Annotated in this window: 16 protein-coding genes; 14 read left to right on the plus strand and 2 right to left on the minus strand. The window is 54.5% G+C overall.

The window, feature by feature from the left end:
- On the minus strand, positions 1-422 hold a 422-nt coding region (locus ACMQ11_RS06380), incomplete at its 3' end, for a relaxase/mobilization nuclease domain-containing protein (protein ID WP_418991930.1).
- The gene (gene mobA / locus ACMQ11_RS06385; RefSeq protein WP_418991931.1) at positions 401-829 is read right to left on the minus strand and encodes a conjugal transfer protein MobA; all 429 of its coding nucleotides are present in this window, start codon (positions 827-829) and stop codon (positions 401-403) included. The genes mobA and ACMQ11_RS06380, both read right to left, overlap by 22 nt.
- 434 nt (positions 830-1,263) lie before the next feature.
- Here mobA and ACMQ11_RS06390 point away from each other — a divergent pair, with 434 nt between their 5' ends.
- From ACMQ11_RS06390 to traN, 14 genes are all read left to right on the plus strand, one after another.
- Entirely contained in the window at positions 1,264-2,262 is a 999-nt protein-coding gene (locus ACMQ11_RS06390) for an IS110 family transposase (RefSeq protein ID WP_418991932.1), read from the plus strand.
- A 739-nt stretch (positions 2,263-3,001) separates the two neighbouring features.
- The gene (locus ACMQ11_RS06395) at positions 3,002-3,760 is read left to right on the plus strand and encodes a ParA family protein (protein WP_175636718.1); all 759 of its coding nucleotides are present in this window, start codon (positions 3,002-3,004) and stop codon (positions 3,758-3,760) included.
- 5 nt (positions 3,761-3,765) lie between these two features.
- Positions 3,766-4,182, plus strand: a complete 417-nt coding sequence (locus ACMQ11_RS06400; RefSeq protein ID WP_418991933.1) for a DUF3408 domain-containing protein — start codon at positions 3,766-3,768, stop codon at positions 4,180-4,182.
- 248 nt (positions 4,183-4,430) lie between these two features.
- Positions 4,431-4,913, plus strand: a complete 483-nt coding sequence (locus ACMQ11_RS06405; protein WP_418991934.1) for a hypothetical protein — start codon at positions 4,431-4,433, stop codon at positions 4,911-4,913.
- Positions 4,914-5,173: 260 nt separating this feature from the next.
- Positions 5,174-5,434 (plus strand): DUF4134 domain-containing protein, encoded by a 261-nt coding sequence (locus tag ACMQ11_RS06410; RefSeq protein ID WP_418991935.1) that lies wholly within the window; start codon positions 5,174-5,176, stop codon positions 5,432-5,434.
- Positions 5,435-5,446: 12 nt separating this feature from the next.
- Complete coding sequence (locus tag ACMQ11_RS06415; RefSeq protein ID WP_418991936.1) at positions 5,447-5,839, plus strand: DUF4133 domain-containing protein; 393 nt, start codon at positions 5,447-5,449, stop codon at positions 5,837-5,839.
- Positions 5,836-8,337 carry a TraG family conjugative transposon ATPase gene (locus ACMQ11_RS06420; protein ID WP_418991937.1) on the plus strand — a complete coding sequence of 834 codons (2,502 nt, stop codon included), beginning with the start codon at positions 5,836-5,838 and terminating at the stop codon, positions 8,335-8,337. Before ACMQ11_RS06415 ends, ACMQ11_RS06420 begins: the two co-directional genes overlap by 4 nt.
- Positions 8,338-8,360: 23 nt before the next feature.
- A complete protein-coding gene (locus ACMQ11_RS06425) occupies positions 8,361-8,726 on the plus strand; it encodes a DUF3876 domain-containing protein (RefSeq protein ID WP_418991938.1) in 366 nt (121 codons plus the stop codon).
- 40 nt (positions 8,727-8,766) lie between these two features.
- Positions 8,767-9,378 carry a DUF4141 domain-containing protein gene (locus ACMQ11_RS06430; RefSeq protein ID WP_418992055.1) on the plus strand — a complete coding sequence of 204 codons (612 nt, stop codon included), beginning with the start codon at positions 8,767-8,769 and terminating at the stop codon, positions 9,376-9,378.
- Positions 9,379-9,411: 33 nt separating this feature from the next.
- A complete protein-coding gene (traJ, locus tag ACMQ11_RS06435; protein WP_418992056.1) occupies positions 9,412-10,470 on the plus strand; it encodes a conjugative transposon protein TraJ in 1,059 nt (352 codons plus the stop codon).
- Positions 10,471-10,488: 18 nt separating this feature from the next.
- Positions 10,489-11,112 carry a conjugative transposon protein TraK gene (gene traK, locus ACMQ11_RS06440; protein ID WP_418991939.1) on the plus strand — a complete coding sequence of 208 codons (624 nt, stop codon included), beginning with the start codon at positions 10,489-10,491 and terminating at the stop codon, positions 11,110-11,112.
- A gap of 4 nt (positions 11,113-11,116) precedes the next feature.
- Entirely contained in the window at positions 11,117-11,443 is a 327-nt protein-coding gene (locus tag ACMQ11_RS06445; protein ID WP_418991940.1) for a TraL conjugative transposon family protein, read from the plus strand.
- Positions 11,385-12,740, plus strand: a complete 1,356-nt coding sequence (gene traM, locus ACMQ11_RS06450) for a conjugative transposon protein TraM (protein WP_418991941.1) — start codon at positions 11,385-11,387, stop codon at positions 12,738-12,740. The genes ACMQ11_RS06445 and traM overlap by 59 nt, the downstream gene beginning before the upstream one ends.
- 75 nt (positions 12,741-12,815) lie before the next feature.
- Positions 12,816-13,832: a conjugative transposon protein TraN gene (gene traN, locus ACMQ11_RS06455; RefSeq protein WP_418991942.1), complete on the plus strand. Its 1,017-nt coding sequence runs from the start codon at positions 12,816-12,818 to the stop codon at positions 13,830-13,832.
- The last annotated feature ends 2 nt before the right edge of the window (positions 13,833-13,834 follow it).

Here is a 13,834-nt window from a genome sequence, read left to right on the forward strand (position 1 = left end):
ATGTTCTTGCTGCGGCGACGGATGAAGCTGTCGCCGATCTTGCGTCCCGCCTCGTCCACCGCGAGCGTTACGATATGCAGGTGGTGGCGGTCGATGTCCTCGTGTTTGAACACGGCATAGGGCTGGTTGCCGTAACCGAGCCGTGCGAGGTACTCCTCGGCAATAGTCGTCAGCTCCGCATCGGTCAGACGGTCGTCGGGATGCGGATTGAGGGATATATGCACCACGGGCTTCGACGTGCGCAGCTGCTCCGGCAGGTAGCGGGTGAAGTCCTCCGCAGCCTGCCTGATGTCGAGCCGTCCCGTCCCCTCGTCGAAGATTTTGTGCGTGGCAAGCAACCGTCCCTGCCCCTCGTTTATCTTCTCGCCGTTGTAAGCCAACGCCCCGTAAAGGGAGTTTCCTACGTTAATTTTGGCAACCATTGCTGCTGAAATTCGTGGGTTAAGTCGAGAATTTGGCGGCTCAAAGCGGCCAATTCTACCGTCGCTTTTTCCAATTTGAAAAGCAAAGCCATCGCCTTTTTCTCCGAAAAGCGGCTTTTCAACTCCTTCACGGTCTGGTTGTAATTCACCCCGACGGCACGGTATTGAGCGTGCAGGGAGGAGAGGCGGGTATAATAATCGACGAGCGTTTTATCGACTTTCAGCACGCGAAATTCGGCTCCGAAGACGCGGGCTTTGATAAAAACCGCTTTCGCATAGACGCCCGACTGCTCGTACATCGTTAGGAACCGGGCGTATTCCTCGTCCGTGAAGCGCACCATCACTTGGTGGCTGGCCTTGTCGGGTTTAGGCGGTTTGCCCCCGACATTTCTTCTTTTTCCGTTCATACATCTGTGGATTTAATGGTTGCGCGACATAAGCCACCACACCCCGACCAACCGCAGGTTCGAGATCTGGGCTGCCCGACTTCGGAGGGACAGCCCCGCCCCCTGCAAGGGCAAGGTTTTCGGGAGTAACCCGAAAAGTATCGAGTTACTCGATACACACCTTGCCATTACTTTGCAGTAATGAAAGAGCAAAGCTCTTCAACGTCAGCAGATCGCATTGTGGCTTGTCGTAATCATTAATATTATTATAAAGTTATATTTGAAAAGTAGCTACGGGGTGAACATAACACCTTGCCAGGTTTACGACCTTCACATAGCATTTGTCCCTGTACGCTACTTTTTCGTTGCACGGAACCAGTTAGGATTTTAGACTTAAGGTCTGTTAATGGCTTTAGCTGCATGCAACTAATTATTAATTAAAAGTTTAAGTAATCATGGTGGTTGAAAATTATGTTGGCATTGATGTTTCAAAGTTGAGTTTTGATGTCTTTGTTAGAGAAATCTACACTCACAAACAGTTTAAGAACGAATCCGTTGGATTTGAGTTATTTGTCAAATGGCTAATAAAACAAGTCGGTCATTCTTTGGATACCGTATTGATTTGTTTTGAACACACTGGTCTTTATTCGTTGCCATTAGCTATGTTCCTTGAAGCACAACAGATTCCCTTTGCTATGGTTCCTGCCTTAGAGATCAAAAGGTCTTTAGGCATTACCAGAGGTAAAAATGACCGCATTGACTCCAAGCGTATTGCCGAGTTTGCTTATCGGTTCAGTGACAAAATATCCACAACAAGGCTTCCTGCTACCGATATCCGTAAAATACATTCTCTATTGACCTTAAGAGATAGGCTAATAACAAATATGAAAGGATACGCTGTGTCTCGAAATGAAATGTTGAGAGTTATGCAGAAGGAAGATTTCCCTGTATTGTTTTCTTCCTATGAAAATGCAATAATTTCTTTACAAGCTGAAATCAACAACATGGAACAAGCAATAAAAGCCATCATTAAAGAAAATGAACAGTTACGGAGGACGTTCGAGCTGATCACAACCATCAAAGGCATTGGGTTTGTCATCGCATCTTTCTTGATTGTATATACCTATAATTTCACTCGTTTTGATAACTGGAGAAAGTTTGCATGTTATTCTGGCATTGCTCCGTTTGAGTTTCAGTCCGGTACGAGCGTATATGGAAAAACACAAGTCAGTTCTATTGCCAACCAGCAAGTTAAAAGGATGTTGCATTTGGCTGCTATGACAGCTATTCACTTTGATACAGAACTGCGTGAATATTATATCAGAAGACAAGCCGATGGAAAATCTAAAATGGCTATTATCAATATAATAAGGAATAAATTGGTTGCTCGTGTTTTTGCTGTAGTAAAACGAGGAACTCCGTTTGTCGATATTAAAAGATACGCCGTTGGGTAACATCACAATATAAAAACTCATCGGCTGGAGAGCAGTGCGGCAAGGGACAAGATCATTCATCCCGACGAGCACAAAGAAAATACAACCTGAACCTTTTCGACAAGAATTAAATCCCTTATTAGGAGATAAGATTATATTGTGTTTGTTATTATTCATTTTTTCTCCATTTTACTTGCATATTAACTTAGGATGCTATGTTCTGACGAACATAAAAATCCGTCCGAAGACGGATTGCGGGGGAACCGATCACACGCCGCAGCTATAAGCCCGTGGTGCGCCCTGTCGCTTGGGGGCAAAGGTAGAGGCTTCGGGGGCTGCTTTTCCGGGGCCGAAAACGCCAAACGCTGCCATTCCGACGCCACAAGCTGCCACCTGCGGCCAAAGCGGTACAAGTGCCGTTTTTTCCTTGTTTATTTGCCGCATGGATTTGAATAACGATAGAATTATGGAACGGAAGAAACAGCGGATTGAAGCACTACGGATTTACCGGAGTGAACCCGTGCCGCCATACCTCACCGACGGTTCGGGTAGTCGATGCGGCAAGGACGCGGTGTCGTACAGATTTACGGATTTGCCGTCGTATCGTCGTGCTGTCGTACTGCTTCCCCGATTCACGGCCATACTTACGTATGCCGTTCAATCGCTGGTGCAACAGGTACGTAAAGCCATGAATCTGCGGGTAAGTAATGAACCGGAAACATACGGATATAATGAATCAATAACTTAAAAAAGTGAAACCATGAGTAAGGAAATCTTTATTGCATTCGCCACCCAGAAAGGCGGCATCGGGAAAACGACGCTTACCGTTCTTACGGCAAGCTACCTCCATTACGTGAAAGGTTACAACGTGGCGGTCGTCGATTGCGACGCTCCGCAGAACAGCATCGCAGACCTGCGGGCGCGGGAAATCAAAGTGATCGGCGAGAGCACCTATTTCAAGGCTCTTGCCTGCGACCATTTCCGGCGGGTGAAGAAAAAAGCCTATCCCGTCATTGCGAGCAATGCCGTGGATGCGCTCGACGACGCCGACAAGATGCTGCGTGAGGAGGCGACAAAACCCGACCTCGTTTTCTTCGACCTGCCGGGGACGCTCAAAAGCGAGGGCGTGGTAAAAACGCTTTCGCAAATGGATTACATTTTCACGCCCATCAGTGCCGACCGCCTCGTGGTCGAAAGCTCCCTGCAATTCGCCGCCCTGTTCCATGAAAACCTGATTACGACGGGTATTGCCAAGACCAAAGGGTTGCATCTGTTCTGGACGATGGTGGACGGGCGCGAAAAGAGCGAATTATACGACCTCTACCGGCAGGTCATCGACGAGATGAATATCCCCATGCTGGAAACGCGACTGCCGGATAGCAAGCGTTTCCGCCGCGACTTGTCGGAGGAGCGCAAAGCCATATTCCGCTCGACGATCTTCCCGATGGACAATGCCCTGATGAAAGGCAGCAACATCAAGGAACTCGCCGAGGAGATTTGTTCCATCATGAAAATCTAATGCCTATGAGCAGTCGCAAAGCAGCTACCGAAGCAATAGACGAAGCCCTGCTGTTGGATTCCATCGGCAGGCGCAAGCAGGACGGCAGCGTACAGTCGCAACCGCAGGAGGCTGCACCCGCCCCGCAAGCGGAGCAGGAACAATCCGCCACCCCAGCGGAACCGCCGAAAGAGAGTGGCCGCCGCAAACGGCAGAATGCCGACTATACGGCGACATTCCTCAAACGCAACGAGATCAAAACGCGCCAATGCGTCTATATCAGCCGGGAAATACACAACCAGATTTCCCGCATCGTGAATATCATTTCCGACAAGGAGATAACCGTCGGCGGATATATAGATACCGTCCTCGCCTGTCATCTGGAACAGCATAAGGACGAGATAAAGGAACTGTATAAAAAACAACTCGAAAATTTGATTTGATGATGGAAACACTATTGGTATGCCTGCTCGCAGGTTATGGCGTATGGCTGGCGGCGTATCTGCTTTGGGAGAAACGGCAGCGGAAACGACCGACGCCGCAGGCGAAAGTTCCGCCGCCGACACGCACGGACGATGTGCCGGATATTGTGGGCAAAAGCAGCTTCCGCATGAAGCCGACAACGCCAAACGATGCCATTCCGACGCCACAAGCTGCCACGGAAAGCGGAAATGAAAAACCGATTGGAAATGTGCCTACATTCGCCCCCGAAACCGGAAAAGAGGCGTCGGCACGTATTCCCGACGACAAGCTGGACGAGGCGTTCGAGCATCTGGAGATTCCCGACGTACCGCTCGAATACGAGGACGACGACGAGCCGGAGGAGGCTATGGACGAGGAGATGCCGCTCGCGGCAGGTCATGCGGGTTACGCCTCCGGCGTGAGCTTCGAGGAGATCGACCGGGCTGTGAAAACCGCCGCCGACACCTCGGCGACCGAAGCGGAGCGCAGACAGGCCGGACAGGTTTTCGGACGAATCGAGGGAACGGAGCTGTTCGACCGCCTCGTGAACAGCTCCACCTCCGTCGGGGAGAAAATAGCGGGGTTAATGGACTACTATTTAAGTCAGCCGCTCTCCAATAGCGGGGATGCGGGGACGGTAGCACTCCAACTCCCAAACGGAACCGATGCGCCGGAGGATGTGGCCGGGTTCGACATTCGGGATTTTGTATAACGATTAAAAACGAACAAGCGATGAAAGAGAAAGAGTACGGGTAGCTGCTCCCGCAGAAAAAGCAGACCACTAAATCCACAAGTAAAAATCAGTATCAACCCGCCGGGCGGCCTATCCAACCGCCCGGCACAATTCAAGAACAATTTATGACGAAGAAACATTTTATTTTGCTGCGCCAAATCAGGCGGCAGCTCGGCAATCGCAAAAACAAGTTTTCGCATTGCTCTCGCTTTGCACTGACTTTTTCCGCAGCCCTCCTTATGGCTGCATCCTCGGCCTTTGCACAGGGCAACGGCCTTTCGGGTATCAACGAAGCTACAAGCATGGTAACCAGCTACTTCGATCCGGCCACGAAGCTGATCTACGCCATCGGCGCGGTCCTGGGATTGATCGGCGGCGTCAAGGTGTACGGCAAGTTCTCGTCGGGCGATCCCGACACGTCGAAGACCGCCGCCTCGTGGTTCGGCGCGTGTATCTTCCTGATCGTGGCGGCAACCATCCTGCGTTCGTTCTTCCTCTAATCGCGGCGAGCTATGGCAGAATACCCTATCAACAAGGGGATCGGCCGCTCGGTTGAGTTCAAGGGATTAAAGGCGCAGTACCTTTTCATTTTCTGCGGAGGTCTGCTCGCCTTGTTCGTCCTGTTCGTCATCCTCTACATGGTTGGTATCAACCAATGGTTCTGTATCGGCTTCGGGGTGGTGTCGGCCTCCATCTTGGTGTGGCAGACATTCGCCCTGAATGCCCGGTACGGCGAACACGGACTGATGAAGCTGGGCGCACAGCGCAGCCGTCCCCGATACCTCCTGAACCGCCGCCGTATCACCCGATTATTCCATAAGTCGGGCTGCACCTCGGAAAAGCAAATAGATTCGCTTTCCGCTCGGTTTGCACCGACTTTTACCCTAAAAAAAGAAGAAGAATGAGAAATACACTTAAAGCCACGACGCTCGAATCGAAATTCCCGCTGCTGGCCGTCGAGGAGGGGTGCATCCTCTCCAAAGACGCGGACATCACGGTGGCGTTCGAGGTGGAGCTGCCGGAGCTGTACACCGTCACCTCCGCCGAGTACGAGGCCATACACGCCGCGTGGTGCAAGGCGATCCGCGTGCTGCCCGATTTCAGCATCGTGCATAAGCAGGATTGGTTCGTGCGCGAGGAGTATAAACCTGAATTGCACAAGGAAGACATGAGTTTTTTAAGCCGTTCGTTCGAGCGGCATTTCAACGAGCGACCGTACCTCGACCATACGTGCTACCTGTTCCTGACGAAGACGACCAAAGAGCGGAGCCGCCGACAGAGCAATTGGAACACGCTCTGCCGGGGGCACATCGTCCCCAAAGAGATACGCGACAAGGACGCTGCGGCGAAATTCATCGAGGCCACGGAGCAGTTCGAGCGCATCATGAACGATTCGGGCTTCATCCGCCTGCGCCGCCTGACCTCGGACGAGATTACCGGAACGGCGACCGAAGCCGGATTGGTGGAGAAATACTTTTCTCTTTCACCGGAAAATACGACCTGCTTGCAGGACATCGCCCTCTCTGCGGACGAGATGCGCGTGGGCGACAACATCCTCTGCCTGCATACGCTTTCCGATGCGGAGGATATGCCCTCCGCCGTGGCGACCGACACCCGCTACGAGAAGCTCTCGACCGACCGGAGCGACTGCCGCCTGTCGTTCGCCTCGCCCGTGGGGTTGCTCCTTTCGTGCAACCATATCTACAACCAATATGTGCTGATCGACAACAGCGAGGAGAATTTGCAGCGGTTCGAGAAAAGTGCCCGCAATATGCAGTCGCTCTCGCGCTACTCGCGTTCCAACCAAATCAACAAGGAGTGGATCGACGAGTACCTGAACGAAGCCCACAGCCTCGGCCTTACCTCCGTCCGTGCCCACTTCAACGTCATGGCGTGGTCGAACGACCGGGAGGAGCTGAAACGCATCAAGAACGACACGGGTTCGCAGCTCGCTGCGATGGAGTGTACCCCGCGCCACAACACGACCGACTGCCCGACGCTCTTTTGGGCGGCCATACCGGGCAACGAGGCCGACTTCCCCGCCGAGGAGAGTTTTTTCACGTTTATCGAGCAGGCGGTATGCCTCTTTACCGAGGAAACCAACTACCGCTCGTCCCTCTCGCCGTTCGGAATCAAGATGGTCGATAGGCTGACGGGGAAGCCGCTGCATCTGGACATCAGCGACCTGCCGATGAAAAAGGGCGTTATCACGAACCGCAACAAGTTCATCTTGGGGCCGAGCGGTTCGGGGAAATCCTTTTTCACCAACCACCTCACGCGGCAGTATTACGAGCAGGGGACGCATATCGTTTTGATCGACACCGGAAACAGCTATCAGGGGTTGTGCGAGATGATCCGCCGCAAGACGGGCGGCGAGGACGGTGTTTACTTTACCTATACCGACGAAACGCCGATAGCCTTTAATCCATTCTATACGGACGACAAGGTGTTCGACATCGAAAAGCGGGAGAGCATCAAAACGCTGCTGCTCACGCTCTGGAAGAAAGACACCGAGCCTGCCACCCGTGCCGAGGAGGTCGCCCTCTCGAATGCCGTCGCGCTCTACATCGAGCGCATCAAGCGGGATACAAGCGTGGAGCCGTCGTTCAACACGTTCTACGAGTTCGTGAAAACCGACTACCGCGCCGTGCTGGAGGAAAAGAAAGTGCGGGAAAAAGACTTCGACCTCGCGGGCTTTCTCAATGTGCTGGAGCCGTACTATCGCGGCGGAGAGTACGACTACCTGCTGAACAGCGACAAACAGTTAGACCTGCTTCAAAAGCGGTTTATCGTCTTCGAGATCGACGCGATTAAGGATCACCCGATTCTCTTTCCGGTGACGACGATTATCATCATGGAGCTGTTTATCAACAAAATGCGCCGTCTAAAAGGCATCCGCAAGATGATACTGATCGAGGAAGCGTGGAAAGCCATCGCCTCGGCGAACATGGCCTCCTACATCAAGTACCTCTACAAGACGGTTCGTAAGTTCTACGGTGAAGCTGTGGTTGTTACTCAGGAGGTGGACGACATCATCGCCTCGCCGATTGTCAAGGAATCCATCATCAACAATTCGGACTGCAAAATCCTGCTCGACCAGCGCAAATACATGAACAAGTTCGACCAGATACAGGCGTTGCTCGGCCTGACGGACAAGGAGAAAGGGCAAATCCTTTCCATCAACATGGCCAACCACCCGTCACGGCTCTACAAGGAGGTGTGGATCGGGCTGGGCGGCACGCAGTCGGCGGTCTATGCCACCGAAGTTAGTGCCGAGGAATATCTGGCGTTCACGACGGAAGAAACCGAAAAGATGGAGGTCTATGCCCTTGCCGAGAAGCTGGGCGGCGACATCGAGGCGGCGATCCGGCAGCTTGCCGAGCGTCGCCGGAGTAAGAATTAATCATCATTAAATCAAGAAAGAATATGAGTATCAATAAACAACGGCTGCTTACGTTGAGCGGCTATCTGGTGGGCGTGGCGGCTCTGATGCTGCAAGCCTGCACCGAGGTAAAGGAAACGGATTGCAGCAAGCTCTGCGGCAATTGGGTGAGCGTACAGGGCAAGCCCGACGTGCTGATCTTCCGCGAGGGCGACGCCTACAAGGTTACGGTGTTCAAGCGCAGCGGCCTCCGCCGCCGTCTGAAGCCCGAAACCTACCTGCTGCGCGAGGAGGAGGGCAACCTCTTTATCCATACGGGCTACCGCATCGACATCGCCTACAACGAGGCGACGGACGTGCTGACCTTTTCGCCGCACGGTGATTACACCCGCGCCAGCGAAAAACAATAACCACCACTAAATCCACAAGAGAATGAAACAAAGAATCCTTATGCTTTTCAGCGCGTGCCTGCTGCTTGCGGGCACGGCGCGGGCGCAGTGGGTTGTCAGCGATCCGGGCAACCTCGCGCAAGGCATTATCAATGCCTCGAAAAACATCATCCACACCTCGAAGACGGCGGCCAACATGGTCAGCAATTTTCAGGAAACGGTGAAAATTTACGAGCAGGGCAAAAAATATTACGATGCCCTCAAATCGGTGAACAACCTCGTCAAAGACGCTATCAAGGTCAGGAACACCATCCTGCTGATCGGGGACATCTCGGACATCTACGTGACGAATTTCCAGCTTATGCTCCGCGACGAGAATTACACGCCCGAAGAATTGTCGGCCATTGCGTTCGGCTATACGAAGCTCTTGGAGGAGAGCAACAACATCCTCAAAGAGATGAAAGACGTGGTGAACATCACCACCCTGCAAATGACCGACAAGGAGCGCATGGACGTGGTGGACAGGTGCTACAACCGGGTGCGGCGATACCGCAATCTGGTGATGTACTACACCAACAAGAACATCTCGGTGAGCTACCTGCGCTCGCGCAAGAAGAACGACATGGACAGGGTGCTGGCTCTCTACGGCAGCCGTAACGAACGCTATTGGTAACCATAACCTGAAACGCTTATGATGTTAATGACCATAGAGTTCGACAACCTGCACGCCATCCTGCGCTCGCTCTATTCCGAGATGATGCCGCTCTGCTCCAACATGGCGGGCGTGGCGAAAGGCATCGCGGGATTGGGTGCGCTGTTCTATGTGGCCGTGCGCGTGTGGCAGTCGCTCGCCCGCGCCGAAGCCATCGACGTGTACCCCCTGCTGCGGCCTTTCGCCGTGGGATTCTGTATTATGTTCTTCCCGACGTTCGTCCTCGGCACGATCAACGGGGTGTTAAGCCCCGTCGTGCAGGGCACGAACCGGATGCTCGAAACGCAGACGATGGATATGAACAAGTACCGCGAGCAGAAAGACAAGCTCGAATACGAGGCGATGATGCGCAACCCCGAAACGGCCTATCTGGTCAGCAACGAGGAGTTCGACCGCCAGTTAGAAGAATTGGGCTGGTCGCCCGGCGACATGATTACGATGGCCGGAATGTATATCGAGCGGGGCATGTACAACATGAAAAAGTCCATACGCGACTTTTTCCGCGAGGTGCTGGAGCTGTTGTTCGCCGCTGCCGCGCTGCTGATCGACACGCTCCGGACGTTCTTTCTGATCGTCCTGTCGATTCTCGGCCCCATAGCGTTCGCCATCTCCGTCTGGGACGGCTTTCACTCCACGCTCACGCAGTGGGTGTGCCGCTACGTGCAAATCTACCTGTGGCTGCCCGTGGCCGACCTGTTCAGTACCATATTGGCGAAGATTCAGGTGTTGATGCTCCAGAGCGATATTTCGGAGTTGCAGAACAACCCGAATTTCTCGCTCGAAGCCTCCAACGGCGTCTATATCGTGTTCCTGATTATCGGCATTATCGGGTATTTCACGATTCCGACCGTCGCGGGCTGGATCATTCAGGCCGGAGGTTCGGGAAGCTACGGACGTGCCGTGACGCAGCTCGCCGGACGGGGAGCCGGTATCGCGGGCGGCGTGGCCGGAGCCGCTGCGGGAAATATGTCCGGACGCGCCGGACGTGCGGGAGTGAATGCGGGTGAGGCCGCATGGAACCATACCGTCGGACGGCTTATCAAACGAAAATAACCTATAAAAAGTAACAAGATGGAATTTAAGTCATTGAAAAATATCGAATCCTCGTTCCGGCAGATTCGTCTGTTCGGAATGGTCTTCCTCGCGCTCTGCGCCCTCGTGGTGGTGTATTCGGTGTGGAGTTCCTACCGCTTTGCCGAGCGGCAGCGCGAGAAGATCTACGTGCTCGACGGCGGCAAGTCGCTGATGCTCGCCCTCTCGCAAGACCTCGCGCAGAACCGTCCCGCCGAAGCCCGCGAGCATGTGCGCCGCTTTCACGAGCTGTTCTTCACCCTCTCGCCCGAAAAGAGTGCCATCGAGCACAACATCAAACGCGCCCTGCTGCTCTCGGACAAGAGTGCCTACAACTACTACTCGGATTTCTCCGAGAAAGGCTATTACAACCGCATCATCGCGGGCAACATCAATCAGGTGTTGCAGGTCGATTCGGTGGTCTGCGATTTCGACCGCTATCCCTACCGCGTGAACACCTATGCCCGGCAGATGATTATCCGCGAGAGCAACGTCACGGAGCGCAGCCTCGTAACATCGTGCCGCCTGCTCAACGCCTCGCGTTCGGACGACAATCCGAACGGGTTTACCATCGAGGGCTTCACGATTCTGGAAAACCGCGACCTGCAAACATTGGAGAGATAAGCCTATGAGAAAGTTAATCAGGCGTATCAACGATTGGACGGACAGGCAGGACGAGCGGCTGCGCGTCCGGCTCGAAGCCCTCCCGCAGCGCACGAAAATCGTCGTCGTGCTGGTGATCTTCACCTTTTTCGCCCTTTGCGCCCTCTTTACGTTCGGGGCGGCACTCTACCAAATCGGCAGGGAGAACGGGCGGCAGATAGAGATCGAGCATATCAGGCAATTCAACCTGCCCCAAAAGCAGGACAGTATCCACCCTTATAAACATTACGATTATGACAGAGAAAGAACAGAACCGCAATCCCACGGCCTCCCCGAAAGAGGGGAAGCCTGAAACGCCGCTCACGGAGGAGCAGCGGCAGCGACGCCGCAAGATGCTCGTGTACCCGCTGATGGGGCTGCTTTTCATCGGCTCCATGTGGCTGATCTTCGCACCCTCCGACAAGGATAAGGACGAGGCGCAGCAGGGCATCGGTTTCAACACCGAAATGCCGCTGCCCGCCCAGTCGGGCATCATCGCCGACAAGCGTACCGCCTACGAGCTGACGCGGCTGGAGGAAAAGCAGAAAGAACGGCGGGCACAGATGAACGACCTCGCCGCCCTGTTTTCGGACAAGGACGACGAAGCCGAAACAAAAACGGAGGATTTCGACCTGCTGAATCCCACGCCGCAGCAACCCGCCCGCTCCTACGGAGGCGGCTCCCCGCGACAGCCGATCCGCTCCTCAGCGGCGGCTTACGAGAACATCAACCGCACGCTGGGCAGCTTTTACGAACCGCCGAAAGACGATCCCGAAAAGGAGGAGCTGCGCGAGCGTATCGAAGAGCTGGAGGCAATCATGGCGCGGCAGGGGGAGCCGTCGGGCTCCACGCTCGACGACCAAGTGGCCTTGCTCGAAAAGTCCTACGAATTGGCGGCGAAATATATGCCTGCCGGACAGGGCGGCACGGCGCAACAGCCGACCGCCGCCGATAAGGAGGAGGACAAAAAGACGGTGCGCAACGGCAAGGCGGTGGCGCAACCCGTCGGGCAGGTCGAGGAACGTGTCGTATCCACGCTCGCGCAGCCGATGGCCGACAGCGAGTTCGTCAGGGCACAGACCGCCGAACGCAATTTCGGATTCCATACGGCTATCGGAAGCGCGGCGGCAGCCGGGCGCAACACCATTCCGGCGTGCGTACACGGCAACCAGACCATCACCGACGGGCAGGCCGTCCGCCTGCGGCTGCTGGAGCCGATGCAGGTGGCCGGAATGCGCATCCCCCGTAATACGGTCGTCGTGGGTGCGGCACGGGTGCAGGGCGAGCGGCTCGGTATCGACATCACCTCGCTGGAGTATCGCGGGACGATTATTCCCGTCGAGCTGACGGTCTTCGACAGCGACGGACAGGAGGGCATCTTCATCCCCAATTCGATGGAGGTGAGTGCGGCCAAAGAGGTCGCGGCCAACATGGGTTCGTCGCTCGGCAGCAGCATCAACATCTCCACCGATGCAGGGGCGCAGCTCGCCTCCGACCTCGGCAAAGGGTTGATTCAGGGCACGAGCCAGTATATCGCAAAGAAGATGCGCACCGTCAAGGTGCATCTGAAAGCCGGGTATAAGGTCATGCTTTACCAACCGGAAGATTAGAAGAAGCAGCAACAAGTAACCATTTATTTATTCACAAATCGGGGTTCTTAACCCCGCCACTAAATCCACAGTAAAATGAAAAAGTATTTTGTAATGATGTTCGCCCTCACGCTGGGCATGGGCGCGGTAAACGCGCAGGAAGTAACGAACGAACAGAACGCCGCGCAGGTGCAGACCGTCGAGGCGGCGGAGCAGCCGCAGGACGTGTCCCTCTGCAAAGAGGTCTATCCGCAGGCGGAGCAGGACGGCGACCTCTTTCACGGCCTCACGCGCAAGCTCTCGTTCGACCGCATGATCCCTCCGCACGGGCTGGAGGTAACCTACGACAAGACCGTACACGTCATCTTTCCGGCGGCAGTGCGCTACGTCGATCTGGGTTCCCCGAACCTGATCGCGGGCAAGGCCGACGGCGCGGAGAACGTCATCCGCGTAAAGGCTACCGTGCGCGATTTCCGGGCGGAAACCAATATGTCGGTCATTACCGAGGACGGCTCGTTCTACACGTTCAACGTCCGTTATGCCACGGAGCCGCTGTTGCTCAACGTCGAGATGCACGATTTCATCCATGACGGCAGCACGGTGAACCGCCCGAATAACGCAATGGAGGTGTACCTGACGGAGCTGGGAAGCGAATCGCCGCTGCTCGTGCGTCTGATTATGAAGTCCATCCACAAGCAGGACAAGCGCGAGGTCAAGCACATCGGCTGCAAGCGGTTCGGCGTGCAGTATCTTCTCAAAGGCATCTACACCCACAACGGGCTGCTCTATTTCCACACGCAGATCAAGAACGGCTCCAACGTGCCGTTCGACGTCGATTTCGTCACGTTCAAAATCGTCGATAAAAAAGTCGCCAAGCGTACCGCCATGCAGGAGCAGGTGATCTTCCCCCTGCGTGCCTACAACTATGCTACGCGCGTGGCCGGAAAGAAAGACGAGCGCACGGTGTTCACGATGGAGAAATTCACCATTCCCGACGATAAGTGCCTCGTCGTGGAGCTGAACGAAAAGAACGGAGGCCGCCATCAGTCGTTCACCATCGAGAACGAAGACCTCGTGCGTGCCAACGTCATCAATGAACTCAAAGTGCAGTAACC

The organism is Alistipes sp. (assembly GCF_048465575.1).
Lineage (GTDB): Bacteria > Bacteroidota > Bacteroidia > Bacteroidales > Rikenellaceae > Alistipes.